The following is a 13,110-nucleotide window of genomic DNA, read 5'->3' on the forward strand; positions in this document are numbered from 1 at the left end:
TATAACAGATTTCATTGAAGGTTTCCATGGATTTTCAAAATTATAAATCTTTCTGTTAATTTTCATAAATAATTTGATTTTAAGATACTTTTTTTAGAAAATATTATAAATCCTGCTCTTCATATACATATGTTAAATTTATTAAAAAATGAAAGAAGAAATGATTGAAAAAAATAAAATAGATTTTCTTGCTGTTGTGTATGTTGCTCTTTTTACAAATTTTTTTTTATTTGTGAGTTCTTATTGGTTTTCATACACGAGTTTTTATTTAGGGATAATATTGATTAGTATTATATTAGTTGGAGTTTTCTTTATGAAAAAATCTTTGCTTAAATATTTATTGCCATTTAACTTAGTATTTTATTTTTATTTTTTATTTTTGAATTTTAATTATATCTTCATTTTCGGGATTTCTATAATCTTAGGGTTATTAGGTCTTCATCTTTTAAGTCCAAAAATTGAAATTCCATCTTTTGTTTACTCTTTAATATTGTTGTTAATACTTGGCCATGTTATATGGTTTGATATTTTACCTTTAGGATATCAAGATGAATTTACTTTAGATATAGGTTCTCTTAAAGATGATTCTATTAGTTCTGAAGTATATATTATTGATTCAAATGATATTTTAAGTCCACCCCAGTCATATGGTGATGAGACTTGGAGGTCTTTTGAGGAAGATGGTGAGATTTATTTTGGTTTTAATACGCCTGTGAATCTTGAAAATAAGACTATCGAAGTTAAGATGAAATATGATGCTACTGGTCCTGTTTATATTAATGGAGAATTATTTTATGATCCTGCTTGGGGTTCTTCTGTAATTTATGGTGAGTCTAAAGAAGAGTTTATTTATGGTTCTAAAATGTTTAATCTTGAATATGCAAATATTAGTGAATATAGTGAAAATTTTGATACTATTGATGATTATTTGGAATTTAATTTTCCTAATGGTGTTTTAATGAAAGATTTTACTGGGAATTATTTGGAGCTTGAAAATAGAATGAATTTAAAGTATTTAGATAGTATTAATTCTGTAGATTTTTATGATAATTGGAGTTCTTCTAATATGACTTCTTTTTCTTATTATAGGGGGCCAATTAAATTTTATGGAGTCTTTGATGAATCTATAGATTTGAATTTATTAAAACAAGATTTGAATTTGTATAATGGTTCTGATTCTGTTAAAATTACAATTAGAGATTTTGAAAATAATTTAATTGCAACTAGAATTATTGAAGATAATGATGGTGTTGTTAATAGGACAACTCAAGAATCTTCTTGGAAAGAATTTTCTATAGAAATTCCACTTGAAAATTCGGGAATTTATAATATCGAATTTGAACATACTAATTATTCTGAAGATCCTGATTTTTTAATAGGTAATTTGTCATTTAATTCAAATAAGGTTATGTATGATGGTGAGTTTCTTTTGTGGAGCAAAGGAGTTGTTTATAATAATGATTTAGATAATTTGGTTAGAGTTAGATATTGGTGGAGTGGATTTAATCAGTTTATTATTTTTGATGATTTTTCTTTTTTTGAGTTAGATGAAGATATGAAAGGAAGTTGGGTAGAATTAGATGCTTATAATAAAACTTCTTTTGATTTTGAGAAAGGTAAATTGATTGTTGATCCTGAGTTTAATTTAGCAGTATTTCCTAATACTGATATTGATACGGATTTAGTGGAACAAATTCAAATTACTAAAAGTAGGGAACTCTCAAATGAGAATATTAAATTTGTAAATGTTGATGGTTTAAAAATTTCAAGTATTAAAGGAACTAAAATTTATAATATTAATGTTGAAATTAGTTAATTTTCTCATAATATTCATAATATTTTTTAGCAACAGTTTCCCAGCTCATTTTTTCTGCAAGTTCTCTTGATTTTTTAGAGTGGATTTTTAATACATTTTTATCATTTAAATATTTTTGAATTGCTTTAGTTATTTCTTTAGAATTTGCAGTTTTGACTATGAAACCATTATTTTTTATAAGTTCAGAAGTCCCACCTGTGTCTGTAACTATTATTCCAAGACCTGCAGCCATAGCTTCAAGAACAGTATTACTCATTCCTTCATTAAATGAAGGTAAAATGAATATATCATAGTTTGGATATATTTTTGAAAGTTTATCATGTTCTATTATTCCTAAGAATTTTATATTGAGTCCTATGGACTTTTTTTTAAGTTCTCCTTTGCTAGGTCCCTCTCCAATAAAATCTATTCTAATTTTGTCTTTAATTGGTTCGATTGCATCAATTAAATATTTGTATCCCTTTCTCTCTATTAATCTTCCAACACATAGTATTTTTAGTTTCTTATTTTTGGTATTTGTTTGTTTATTTTCGTTTTGTTTTTTTGTAATAAATTCAGTTGTGTCTATTCCGTTGTAGATTATTCCAATTTTTTGTTTTTTAGATGTTTTTTTTGCAAGTTCTTTTAGACCTTTAGAGTTTGAGATAACATCTCTTGCAAAGAACCATATTACTTTACTTAACCATTTGAAAAATAGTTTATCTAATAATTCATATTTTTTTGAATAAAATGGAACATCACTTCCCCTAAGACTTACTATGTATGGTTTGAATTGTAACATTGCTATGAATCCTCCTGGAATTCCGAAAAATGCATGGATAAAATCATATTTTTTTTTAATTCTTAGTTTGATTGTGTAAAAATATGCTTTAAGAGAATAAATAAGTAAATCTTTATTTGATTGAGTATGTATGTTTTTATTTTTTTTATTGATATTTAAATAATGAATCGTAATATTTCTAGATATTTTTTCTACCTTGAATTTGTTTGTTGATGAAGTTATTAAATCTATTTCAAGATTTTCATATTTTGAGAATTCTTTGAGTATATATTTTGTAGCATTTGCAGCTCCTCCTCCAAGTGGAGGATATTCATAATTTAAAATTATAACTCTCATTTTTAATTTTAACTTTATCTTTCTCTTTTTTTAACTATTTCTCTAACATTATATCTTTTTTCAAATGATGTGTTATAGTAGTCTTTAATTAATATGTCTAAAATTACTCCTGAAATGAAAAATTGAAATCCTATTAATACTAAAAAAAAACTTAATGCAAACCATGCTGAATCTGATAAGTCTACATCTAAAAATAATTTTGAAAATACAGTCCAAATTCCACTTAACATTCCTAAAAATATTAAAAATAATCCACTTACTCCTAAAAAATGAAGTGGTCTGGTGGAAAATTTTTTCCAGAACCAGATGTAGAATAAGTCTACTAATCCTTTTAATGATTTATCCCAGTTATATTTTGTGACTCCATGAATTCTTGGTCTATGGTTTACTTTAATTTCTCCAACTCTTGCACCCTTCCATCTTAATATTGCAACAATATATCTATGCATTTCTCCCCAAAGTTGCAGGTCTTCTATTACTTGTTTTCTATAAACTCTTAGAGTACATCCTGAATCATGAACTGCATCTGCTACAAATATTTTTCTTAGGACTTTTGCAACATTAGTAATTATCAACATCCAAAGAGGGTCTTTTCTCTTATGTCTCCATCCACATACAACATCGTATTTTTCTTTTTTATTTTCTAATTTCTCCAAAAGTCTTGGTATATCTTTTGGATCATTTTGTAGATCAGCATCAAGTGAAATTACATAGTCTCCTTTAACATATCTAAATCCACAATCCATTGCAGCAGATTGACCGTAATTTTTACGAAGGGCTATTGGCCGTACCCTTTTATCTTTTATAGAAAGAATTTCCTCAAGACTATTGTCTGTAGATCCATCATTTATTAAAAGGAATTCCCAATCTCCATCAAGCTTATCCATAACTTTCTTAACTTCATTATATAATGGAATAATATTTCCTTCTTCGTTATATATTGGCGTAAATATTGAATACTTGACATTCTCCTTTTTCATAGTGTCTTCTCATGGATATTTAGATTTATAAAATTAACTATAATATATTGTTATTAATTTTCTTGTTTAAAAATAAAGTTACTTTTGTTACTACTATCTGTAATGACGCATTAGTTAAATTTATAAATTAACGAAAACTATATATATTTAGGTAACATCTAATAATATAAAATGTTAAAATCATTATTCCAAAATTTTAAGAAAAAAAGACCATCTATAATTAATATTGTTTATGGTAGAGGTTTTAATGAAAATAAATCTGAAATTTCTAAACCTTTAATGGAACTAGATACTAGTAATAATAGTAGTAAAATTGCTAATAATCTTGACTCTGAGATTGATAAATTATTTAGTAAGTATATCTCTGAAAATTATGAAGTTCAACCAAGGTATCTTGAAGATGCTTTGAATAGTATTAATAATAATAAACTTGAAAGATTAAAGTCTACTGCTACTCCTTCAATTAAATTGAAATCTTTTGAGAATCAAAAAATAACTTTAGAAGATAAAATATTAACTAGGACTAATGTTTCTAAACCTAAGTTTAAAGATTATTTTAGTGATTTATTACCTTCATTTAATCTTAAAACTGCTGCTTCAGCATTAACTATTCTAGGTTTAACTTCTTTAGGATCTTATGCTTTAGGTACTTTTAAAGATATTAATTCAATTGATAAATCTCCTAATATTTTTGAGGAATACGCCTCAAATTCTGTTTTAAAACAAATTGATTTTGAAACTAAAATAAATAATGAGATTAATAATGAAAAAACTCAATCTCCTGAAAGAGGTTGGGTTGGAATTGATTATTCTACTCCTAAACTTGGAGGAGATAGTAAAAAAGATCTTTCAGTTAAATTGGATACTAATTTACATGAAGGAACTACAGTTAGATTAAGTCATCATAATAGATTTGGAGAATTTGTAGAATATAATTCTGTTGCGAATAAATCTGGTGAAGTTAAATTTGATATAGATAAAAAATCACTAAATTCAATAGTTATTTCTCGAACTGCAAAATTAGAAGCGTATTCAATTTTGAATAATAAATATGAAAATAGTTCTTCAGAAAATTTAGCTTTAGTTAATTCTCAAGAAAGAAAAATGAATAATTCTTCAACTAAAAAACCTAATTCTAACTTAGAAATAATTATTGGGGAAGGTATTATTTATGAGAATAAAAATGGTACTCATAAATATGAAGTTCCTATTATAGGTAAGGATTCTGAAGATGCTGAGATTACTCTAGTTCCAAATTATAATGATATCGGTTATGTTAATGTTGGTCATGCAAAGAATGGTATTGTTAGTTTTGATATTACAGATATATCTTCAATTTCGGATATGGGAATTGTTGCAAGAAATAGAACTACAAATAATGATGGAATAGTCCCTTTAGATAAATATTCTAATGAAGTTGATGGTATAAAAAGAGTAGCATCAGTAAAAGTTGCTCCAGTTTCAACTTATGTACCTTATTCAGGTGTTGTTGAAGAGCTTATTTCACATAATAAAACTTATACAATTGAATCTACATCTAATTCTTTAGAAGGAATAGTTAATTCCTATATTGGACCTATTAAAAAAGAACAGATTCAATATTTTATTGATAATTTAGAAGGGAAAAATAATAATTTCTTTTGGACTAAAGAGAGTGGTTCTAAATTTAATATTGGTGAGAAATATATTTCAAATCAAAGTTCTAGAATTGATGATGTTGAGAATAATATTGAAATTTTGTCTAGTATGTATGGAAAAGATGCTGTTTCTAAATTGACAAGTCCTATGTATGAAGTCATTAAAAATAAATCTGGTGTTGTTAAAAATAATCTCCAAGATAAACTAGCTAAAATTATGTATGTTTAGTTAAAAAAATTGAATTAATTTATTTAATCTCTACTTTTTAATTTTGCAAGTAGTTTTAATATTTCTACATATATCCAAATTAGAGTAATTGTTAATGCAAAAGCTCCATACCACTCCATGTCTTTTGTAACTTTTCTTTTTGATTGTTCTTCAATGAATGAGAAGTCAAGAAGTAAATTTAATGATGCAATTGTTACAACTAATAAACTAAATCCTATTCCTATCAATCCTGATTCATGAATTAATGGAATTCCTGAGCTTGTGAAAAAAGACATTGCTAAAGATATCATATATACGAAAAAGATTCCCATTGTTGCAGCAATTATTACTGCTTTGAATTTTTCTGTAACTACAATTATTCTTTTTCGATATAAAAAGTTCATTAAGAATGCTATTGATACTGTTATTAGAATTGCTTGAATTACTATTCCTGGATACCATGATTCAAATAATACTGAAATTGCACCTAGAAAATATCCTTGAAATATTGCATAAATTGGTGCTAAGTATTTTGCAATTAGAGGTTTAAATGCTAGAGTTATTGCAATAATTATACTGATTACTAAAGAAATAATAAATAAAACTATGAATGGAATTGGAAGTGATTGGGTCCATCCAAAATAACCAGTGAATAAAACTATTGTTAATAATATTAATGTTTTATTTAAAGAACCTTCTAGTGTCATAGGATCATGATTCGTACTATGAGAGATCTTATTAAATGATTTCATAGCGATATTTGTACTTTTATTATGTAACATAGATAATATTAAAGAATAATTAATTATAAGTTTATTGATTAACTAGATGAAGATTATTTTCATTATTTTGCCATGTTGAGTTGTTAGAATAACTTCTTTTTTTCCTTTATCTAACTCCTGAAAGCAAAATTCTATATTGATTTCATTCATTCCTTGAATTATGTCTTCTTTTATTTGGCAGATATTATTATCTATTTGAATTTCACCTATTAAAATTGTATTACTTTTACTCTTTAGGTATAATGTATTTCTTATAATTGTTTCAATTTCAAAATTACTAATTTCTGAATCTTGTTGGTTTTCAATATTATTTGTTGAGTCTTGTTGATATGTTGTCATCCAGAATTGAAACATAATTATCGATAATAATGCTATAACCATTAAAATGACAGTTGTGAAAATTGGTCCCAATGAATCTTTACTCATAATGAGATTTTATTAATTATTTTTTATATTCTTTTGTAATTTATTTTATGGTAATAAAAGTTAAAAAAGTATATAAATATTGAATTTTTAGTTATTGATATGTATAAACAAGGTAAGTATAAGTATAAGTCACAAAAGGCTTATGAAAATAAGTTAATTGCAATATCAAGTCTATTTTTTTTTGTTATGTTGTTTCTTCTATTACTAAAAGATGGAATGAATATATTTTTATTTAATTTTACATTCTATTTATCAATGATTATGATTGTTCATTTATTCCTTAGATTTATCTCTAGTAAAGGAATTATCAAGAGTTATGTTTTTAATGAATGGTAATGTTATAATTTAAAAACAATCTATTATTCTAATTTTTATGTTTAAACCTATTGCTACAAAAACTGGGAAGGCTTGTTTTGATTATTCTATGTTAAATGAAGGTGATAAAATCCTTGTTTGTTTTTCTGGTGGTAAAGATAGTTATGTTTTACTTAAAGTTTTAGAATATTTGCGAAAGAAGTATCCTATTGATTTTGAATTAAAAGTTTTATGTATTAATCCTAGTTTTGATTCTAATTTTGATAAGAATGTTAGAGAGGTTTTAGAAAAAGAGAATTTTGAGTTTGAAATTTTGAATACACAAATAAAAGAAATTATTGAGGAACAAAGTAAGATCAAAGCAATGAAACCTTGTTTTATGTGTTCAAGATTAAGGCGAGGAATTATATATGATTATGCAATAAAGAATGGATATAATAAAATTGCACTTGGTCATACTCTTGATGATGCAATTGAGACTCATTTGATGAATCTTTTTTATGGAAGTAAAACTTCTTTTCTTAAACCTAAATATCTTGCAGATAACGGCTCAGTAGAGATTATTAGACCTATGATTTATGTTGATGAAGATTTAATTAGACATTATATTGAAAAAATCGATTTTAAAGCTGTTAAGAATGATTGTCCTTTAAGAGATGGTGACTCAAAGAGAGATTATTTTAAGAAAATGATTTTTGATTTGAAAAAGGATAATGTTAAGATTAAGGAGTCTGCCTATCATGCGTTTAAGAATATTAAAGAATTAAATGATTGGAAATAATTATTTCCTTTCAAATACAAATAAATCTATTATTAAAGCTAGAGCTAAAATTATTTTCTTATCATTCTCATCGGAAATTTGATCAAAATCAATTAAGAAATTATCTGCGTCTGTGAACATCTCTTTTCCAACACCACTCCATTTCTTACTAATTAATCCAATTGAATTTTCCATTACTTTGCTTTTATATATATTAAATGTCCATGGATGCATGATTTCATTTTTAGTAAAGAATATTAATTGATTGTTATTGTCATATACTTCAATCTTTGAGGTTAACCCGAATCTTGTTTTAACTATTCCAATTAATTGTTTATTATTATCATAAACATCAAACTGAGGTAGGAAGAATGCAAATTTTTTATTAACTTTTAAGAAAGTCTCTTTTTGTGGATTAATGAAAGTTATATCTAAACTTCTCATTTTTTTTAATAAGATTCTCATAAACCAATTACTTTCCTCAAATGCATATAGTACTTCATTACCACCTTCTGTTAAAATTTGATATTTATTTTTAGTTTCAATCCCAGTGAATGCTTCAAGTCCTTCAAACTTTTGTTTTACTATTAATTTATTGTAGTTTAATTCCATTATAAGTAATATGGTATTTGAATCGTTTTTAAATGTTTTTAACTTTATGTGAAACACTCACCTTTTTAAAGCCTCTATCATTATCTTTAATAGAACTTCCACGATTTAACGAGATAATTTGTCGGCGTATCAAAAATTCTCGTAAGGGTTTTATTTTAATATATATAAATATTTTTGATGATGCTCTAGCAAATTTGACGAATTCTAATATTGTAAAAAATGACAGATAAAAAAAATACTATGAAAGATAATACTACGAAAGATGAAAGCAAAGTTGAAGCAAATATTACATTTGATAAATTTGATTTAAGTGATAATATACTTAAAACTATTGAAAAGAAAGGATTTAAAATTCCTAGTGAAATTCAAGCAAAAGTTATTCCTTTAATGCTTGAGAATACTCATGATATTATTGGTGTTGCCCAAACAGGTACAGGTAAAACTGCAGCTTTCGGATTACCAATTATTGAAATGATTGAAGAAAATAACAAAACGCCAAAAGCAATTGTTATAGCGCCAACAAGAGAACTTGCAATTCAAGTTTGTGATGAAATGAGTTCATATATTGGTTCAAAGAGATTAAGATTACTTACTGTTTATGGTGGAACATCTATATCAACTCAAATTAGAGAATTATCTAGAGGTATTGATATTGTTGTTGGAACTCCAGGAAGAATCTTAGATTTAATTAATAGAGAAAAATTAGACTTAGCTAAGGTTGAATACTTTGTTTTAGATGAAGCAGATGAAATGCTTAAAATGGGTTTCATTGAAGATATTGAAATGATTTTAAGTGGAGCTACTAATAAATTTAGAAAGACTTTACTTTTCTCAGCAACAATGCCTGATAGAATTAAGAAACTTACTAAGAAGTATATGAAAAATCAAATTATTGTTGAAGCTAAAAGGTCAAAAGAAAATAATAAATTGATTGATCAAATATTCTATGTTGCAAAACAGTCTGAAAAAACAAATGCAGTTGCAAGAATTATTGAATCTCAAAATTTCTTTTATGGAATTATTTTCTGTAAGACTAAGGCTGATGTTGATGATTTGACACAAGTTTTAAAGAAAGCAGGACATGATGCAGATTGTATTCATGGAGATATTATTCAATCTAAAAGAGAGAGAATCCTAGGTAAGTTTAGAGACTTGAAATTAAATATTTTAGTTGCTACTGATGTTGCTGCTAGAGGTATTGATGTTAATAATTTAACACATGTAATTAATTATAGTTTACCTAAAGAACTTGAGATTTATACTCATAGAATTGGAAGAACTGGAAGAGCAGGTAATAAAGGTATTGCAATTTCATTAGTTACTCCTAGAGAAATTTCAATTATTAATCAAATTGAGAGAATTACTAAATCAAAGATTAGAAAAGAACTTTTACCTTCTAATAGAGATGTTGAATCTGCTAAAACTAAAAAAGTTCAAGGAGATTTAGGATTAGTTATTTCTTCAAATAAACATGAATCAAATTTAGTGTTAAGTGAAGAACTTCTTGCAGAATATGATGCAAAAGATCTTGTTGCCGCTTTATTGTACAAAGTTCAAGGTAGTGGTGCTGTTAAGTCATCTTCAGATGATACTAGATCTAGTTCTCCTAGAAGAGAAAGAGGAGATTCAAGAAGTTCACGAGGAGATTCAAGAGATTCTTATAATGATAGATCAGCTCCTAGAGGAGCTAGAGGAATTAAAGTTAGAGGTGACCAAATTAGACTTTTTGTTGCTAAAGGACAAAGAGATGGTTTTAATAGTAGAAGTCTTCTTAATTTCATTGAGAAAGAGGCTAATACAGGAGAACTTAAAGGAAATGATATTAAAGTTTGTGAGAATTTCTCATTTGTTACTCTAAAAGCTAAAGATGCTGAAGATGTTTTGAAAGCATTTGAAGATAAAGGTGGAAGAAGACCAGTTATTGAAGTAGCTTCCAATTAATTTTTTTTATTTTATTTATTCTAAAGAAATATGATAGATTCTTGTTTTAGTTGTTCCAAATATTGTTTCAATTGATTCACCTTCTAAATAGTTTAAATTCATTACTTTAGAGATTTTATCTAAATCATTTCTAGTATTCTCAGAAAGTGTTATTATTCCCATAGTTGTAGAATTAAGTAATTTCTTAGAAAAATCATAACCTCTTTTCTTTGGATTTAAATACTGAGAATCTACTTCTAGTGGACTTTGATATTCTCTACTCATAGAATTTGCAGAAATCATTATTTGTTCATCATCCAACACAAAAAATATTTTCTCACCTATTAATTCATTTTTATTTATTTCGAAAATTAATTTATCTAATGCTTCTTTTGCAAATATGTTTGATAGATTATCAAAAGAATGTTTTAAATTATTTTCATACATAGTAGAATTATTATAATTCTCTTTATAAATATTACTCATGAGTAATAAATATAAATTATTTTGAAATAAATTTGTTACTCAGGAGACTTTCAAGTTATATTTATAACTGACAAAAAATCATATTCAATAGAAATGAAAAAAAAGATTGTTGATGATAAAGCTGATAAAACTGAAGAACAAAGGAAAAATGAGATTTTTGTTAAAGGTATGCTTGAGAGAATGAATAATAAAAAATATATTTAATTATTATTAAAATGAGTCATACTAAACGAGAAAATATTAAAATTGGTTTAAGTGTAGGAGTTATTCTAAAGAAAGACCAAAAGTCTGGAAAAGTAACATATGGAGTAGTTAAGAGACTTCTTACTAATTCTGCAGTTCATCATAGAGGAATTAAGGTACAACTTGAAGATGGTCAAGTTGGAAGAGTTATAGAAATTAAAAAATAAGTATTTTTTAAAATAAATTCTTGGTATCATATGAATATTTCATTTATAGATGTTGTAAACTTAAAGAGTTCACAAAGTCAAAAAATCGTAGATTTTTAAGCTGCTCAATAATTTATAAAATAAATTTTTGGCATCGTATGAATGTTTCATTCATAGATGTTGTGAGTTATTAAAACTCACAAAGTCAAGAAATTTAATCTCTAAGCCGTTGTGAACTTAAAGAGTTCACAAAGTTTTAAAAGCTGTATAATATAATATATTATTACATGGCTGGATTTGATAAAACTTTAGATAAAGAATTATTTGGTGAAGAAGCAAAATTTGATGCTACTAAAATTAAAGTATCAATTATGTCCTATAATGAAGGAAGAACAAAATTACAACTTTCAAGAGAAAACTTAGATGTTGATTCTGGAGATTGGAGATTTTCTAAATTAGGTAGATTAACTAAAGAAGAGGCTGAAGCAGTTTTACCTCTTTTTGAAAAAGCTATTAGTAGTATGTAATTATTACTAAATCTTTTTTTAATAATAAATAGACAGTGCTTTAATTCTTGAATTTAACTAACAATTTGTAAGGAAGGTTTATATTCTAACTAAAATATAATTTATTAGGTCAGATTCTGACTAGAATTGTTTATTCTATAAATAGGGACAGAATGAAGGTGTTTATTGAAAGATATTGTTAATTTAGTTGAAAGTGCAAGAAATAGTATTAGTGATTATTGTATGAATGTTTGTCATGCAAAATGTTGTCAATTTGGATTTTTGTCGATGAATCATAGCCAAGCAATTCTTATACTTGGTAAATTTGAAAAAGAATATTTAAAAAATAATCTCCTAATTAAGAAAGAAGGAGATAAATATCATTTAAATCTTGGAGCAAAACCATGCTTAAAATTAGATGATAAATTTTTATGTAAGATACATCTTAATGAAAATAGACCAAGACTTTGCAAAGATTATCCTTTATTCATTGTTGGAAAATATGTAATTAGTGCTTCTAGTTGCCCTGTAATAGAAAAAAATCTTTTAGATGAGGAATTCAAAGTAATGGAATCTTTAGGGTATAAAATTATTTAATTTTTAAAATTTATTTAATAATAAATTTCAGACTTCTTTCTCTGGTGAATTAGGAAATACAATTTTAGTTGCTTGAACTCCTCTTTGGGTAGTTTCTACTTCAAATTCTACTTCTTTCCCTTCAACATTATCAACATTTTGAGGGAGAGCTGTTAAGTGTAAAAAGTAATCTTTTTCATCTTCACCAGTAATAAAACCGTAACCTTTTTCTTTTCTGTACCATTTAATAGTTCCTTTCATTTTGCAAACTTTTCAGAATAAATAAGAAATAAAATAGATTTCTAGTCATTGTTTCAATAGGAATATTAAACTATTTAAACAATAAATGAGACTAACTTCTTGTAATCCTACACTTCTGAATAGTATATAACATATTTTAATTATTTAAAAATGTTTTGAAAAATTGAAATAATATCATATTTAGTGTATTATTTCATACAACGGCTTTATCCGAAGTAGATTTATAAAGTTCAAATTTCTTTAATTATTATGATTCGTAAACTTGTACAAAAACAAATAATTCCTCACGAGAATTCTTTTCGTCAAGAATTAAATAAGA

General features: G+C 25.6%; 15 protein-coding genes. 8 read left to right on the forward strand and 7 right to left on the reverse strand.

Features of this window, described 5'->3' with window-relative positions:
- Positions 1 to 148: 148 nt before the first annotated feature.
- Positions 149 to 1,816, forward strand: coding sequence for a hypothetical protein (locus PF569_02670; GenBank protein MDA3855136.1), 1,668 nt, complete (start codon positions 149 to 151; stop codon positions 1,814 to 1,816).
- On the opposite strand, the gene PF569_02675 is transcribed toward PF569_02670, so the two are convergent.
- Together PF569_02675 and PF569_02680 are read right to left on the reverse strand one after the other, a co-directional pair.
- Positions 1,809 to 2,933, reverse strand: a complete 1,125-nt coding sequence (locus PF569_02675) for a glycosyltransferase family 4 protein (GenBank protein MDA3855137.1) — start codon at positions 2,931 to 2,933, stop codon at positions 1,809 to 1,811. The genes PF569_02670 and PF569_02675 overlap by 8 nt on opposite strands.
- A 14-nt stretch (positions 2,934 to 2,947) precedes the next feature.
- Positions 2,948 to 3,913 (reverse strand): glycosyltransferase family 2 protein, encoded by a 966-nt coding sequence (locus PF569_02680; GenBank protein MDA3855138.1) that lies wholly within the window; start codon positions 3,911 to 3,913, stop codon positions 2,948 to 2,950.
- Positions 3,914 to 4,084: 171 nt separating this feature from the next.
- Here PF569_02680 and PF569_02685 point away from each other — a divergent pair, with 171 nt between their 5' ends.
- A complete protein-coding gene (locus tag PF569_02685; protein ID MDA3855139.1) occupies positions 4,085 to 5,779 on the forward strand; it encodes a hypothetical protein in 1,695 nt (564 codons plus the stop codon).
- 23 nt (positions 5,780 to 5,802) lie between these two features.
- Here PF569_02685 and PF569_02690 read toward each other — a convergent pair whose 3' ends face one another.
- Together PF569_02690 and PF569_02695 are read right to left on the reverse strand one after the other, a co-directional pair.
- Positions 5,803 to 6,540 (reverse strand): Bax inhibitor-1/YccA family protein, encoded by a 738-nt coding sequence (locus PF569_02690; protein ID MDA3855140.1) that lies wholly within the window; start codon positions 6,538 to 6,540, stop codon positions 5,803 to 5,805.
- Positions 6,541 to 6,582: 42 nt separating this feature from the next.
- On the reverse strand, positions 6,583 to 6,966 hold the full coding sequence (locus PF569_02695; GenBank protein MDA3855141.1) for a hypothetical protein: 384 nt from the start codon (positions 6,964 to 6,966) through the stop codon (positions 6,583 to 6,585).
- A 99-nt stretch (positions 6,967 to 7,065) separates the two neighbouring features.
- Here PF569_02695 and PF569_02700 point away from each other — a divergent pair, with 99 nt between their 5' ends.
- Both PF569_02700 and PF569_02705 read left to right on the forward strand, forming a co-directional pair.
- Entirely contained in the window at positions 7,066 to 7,302 is a 237-nt protein-coding gene (locus PF569_02700) for a hypothetical protein (GenBank protein MDA3855142.1), read from the forward strand.
- A 37-nt stretch (positions 7,303 to 7,339) separates the two neighbouring features.
- Complete coding sequence (locus tag PF569_02705; protein MDA3855143.1) at positions 7,340 to 8,062, forward strand: hypothetical protein; 723 nt, start codon at positions 7,340 to 7,342, stop codon at positions 8,060 to 8,062.
- On the opposite strand, the gene PF569_02710 is transcribed toward PF569_02705, so the two are convergent.
- Positions 8,063 to 8,653, reverse strand: a complete 591-nt coding sequence (locus PF569_02710) for a phospholipid scramblase-related protein (GenBank protein MDA3855144.1) — start codon at positions 8,651 to 8,653, stop codon at positions 8,063 to 8,065. It abuts the gene before it with no gap.
- A gap of 219 nt (positions 8,654 to 8,872) precedes the next feature.
- Here PF569_02710 and PF569_02715 point away from each other — a divergent pair, with 219 nt between their 5' ends.
- Entirely contained in the window at positions 8,873 to 10,594 is a 1,722-nt protein-coding gene (locus PF569_02715) for a DEAD/DEAH box helicase (GenBank protein MDA3855145.1), read from the forward strand.
- 15 nt (positions 10,595 to 10,609) lie between these two features.
- Here the strand turns inward: PF569_02715 and PF569_02720 are convergent, their stop codons facing one another.
- Positions 10,610 to 11,020 carry a hypothetical protein gene (locus PF569_02720; protein MDA3855146.1) on the reverse strand — a complete coding sequence of 137 codons (411 nt, stop codon included), beginning with the start codon at positions 11,018 to 11,020 and terminating at the stop codon, positions 10,610 to 10,612.
- 254 nt (positions 11,021 to 11,274) lie between these two features.
- Between PF569_02720 and PF569_02725 the strand changes: the two genes are divergently transcribed.
- The 3 genes from PF569_02725 (at position 11,275) to PF569_02735 (ending at position 12,551) form a co-directional block, all read left to right on the forward strand.
- Entirely contained in the window at positions 11,275 to 11,469 is a 195-nt protein-coding gene (locus tag PF569_02725) for a YwbE family protein (GenBank protein MDA3855147.1), read from the forward strand.
- A gap of 266 nt (positions 11,470 to 11,735) precedes the next feature.
- A complete protein-coding gene (locus PF569_02730) occupies positions 11,736 to 11,975 on the forward strand; it encodes a hypothetical protein (GenBank protein MDA3855148.1) in 240 nt (79 codons plus the stop codon).
- Between the two features lie 165 nt (positions 11,976 to 12,140).
- The gene (locus tag PF569_02735) at positions 12,141 to 12,551 is read left to right on the forward strand and encodes a YkgJ family cysteine cluster protein (GenBank protein MDA3855149.1); all 411 of its coding nucleotides are present in this window, start codon (positions 12,141 to 12,143) and stop codon (positions 12,549 to 12,551) included.
- A 27-nt stretch (positions 12,552 to 12,578) separates the two neighbouring features.
- On the opposite strand, the gene PF569_02740 is transcribed toward PF569_02735, so the two are convergent.
- On the reverse strand, positions 12,579 to 12,791 hold the full coding sequence (locus PF569_02740) for a cold shock domain-containing protein (GenBank protein ID MDA3855150.1): 213 nt from the start codon (positions 12,789 to 12,791) through the stop codon (positions 12,579 to 12,581).
- Positions 12,792 to 13,110: the final 319 nt, after the last annotated feature.

Source organism: Candidatus Woesearchaeota archaeon (assembly GCA_027858315.1).
In the GTDB taxonomy this organism is placed as follows: domain Archaea; phylum Nanobdellota; class Nanobdellia; order Woesearchaeales; family UBA583; genus UBA583.

Bases quoted from the DNA above. Each gene is read 5' to 3' on its own strand.
- PF569_02670 (MDA3855136.1), top strand. From the start codon at position 149: ATGAAAGAAGAAATGATTGAAAAAAATAAAATAGATTTTCTTGCTGTT.
- PF569_02675 (MDA3855137.1), bottom strand. From the start codon at position 2,933: ATGAGAGTTATAATTTTAAATTATGAATATCCTCCACTTGGAGGAGGA.
- PF569_02680 (MDA3855138.1), bottom strand. From the start codon at position 3,913: ATGAAAAAGGAGAATGTCAAGTATTCAATATTTACGCCAATATATAAC.
- PF569_02685 (MDA3855139.1), top strand. From the start codon at position 4,085: ATGTTAAAATCATTATTCCAAAATTTTAAGAAAAAAAGACCATCTATA.
- PF569_02690 (MDA3855140.1), bottom strand. From the start codon at position 6,540: ATGTTACATAATAAAAGTACAAATATCGCTATGAAATCATTTAATAAG.
- PF569_02695 (MDA3855141.1), bottom strand. From the start codon at position 6,966: ATGAGTAAAGATTCATTGGGACCAATTTTCACAACTGTCATTTTAATG.
- PF569_02700 (MDA3855142.1), top strand. From the start codon at position 7,066: ATGTATAAACAAGGTAAGTATAAGTATAAGTCACAAAAGGCTTATGAA.
- PF569_02705 (MDA3855143.1), top strand. From the start codon at position 7,340: ATGTTTAAACCTATTGCTACAAAAACTGGGAAGGCTTGTTTTGATTAT.
- PF569_02710 (MDA3855144.1), bottom strand. From the start codon at position 8,653: ATGGAATTAAACTACAATAAATTAATAGTAAAACAAAAGTTTGAAGGA.
- PF569_02715 (MDA3855145.1), top strand. From the start codon at position 8,873: ATGACAGATAAAAAAAATACTATGAAAGATAATACTACGAAAGATGAA.
- PF569_02720 (MDA3855146.1), bottom strand. From the start codon at position 11,020: ATGTATGAAAATAATTTAAAACATTCTTTTGATAATCTATCAAACATA.
- PF569_02725 (MDA3855147.1), top strand. From the start codon at position 11,275: ATGAGTCATACTAAACGAGAAAATATTAAAATTGGTTTAAGTGTAGGA.
- PF569_02730 (MDA3855148.1), top strand. From the start codon at position 11,736: ATGGCTGGATTTGATAAAACTTTAGATAAAGAATTATTTGGTGAAGAA.
- PF569_02740 (MDA3855150.1), bottom strand. From the start codon at position 12,791: ATGAAAGGAACTATTAAATGGTACAGAAAAGAAAAAGGTTACGGTTTT.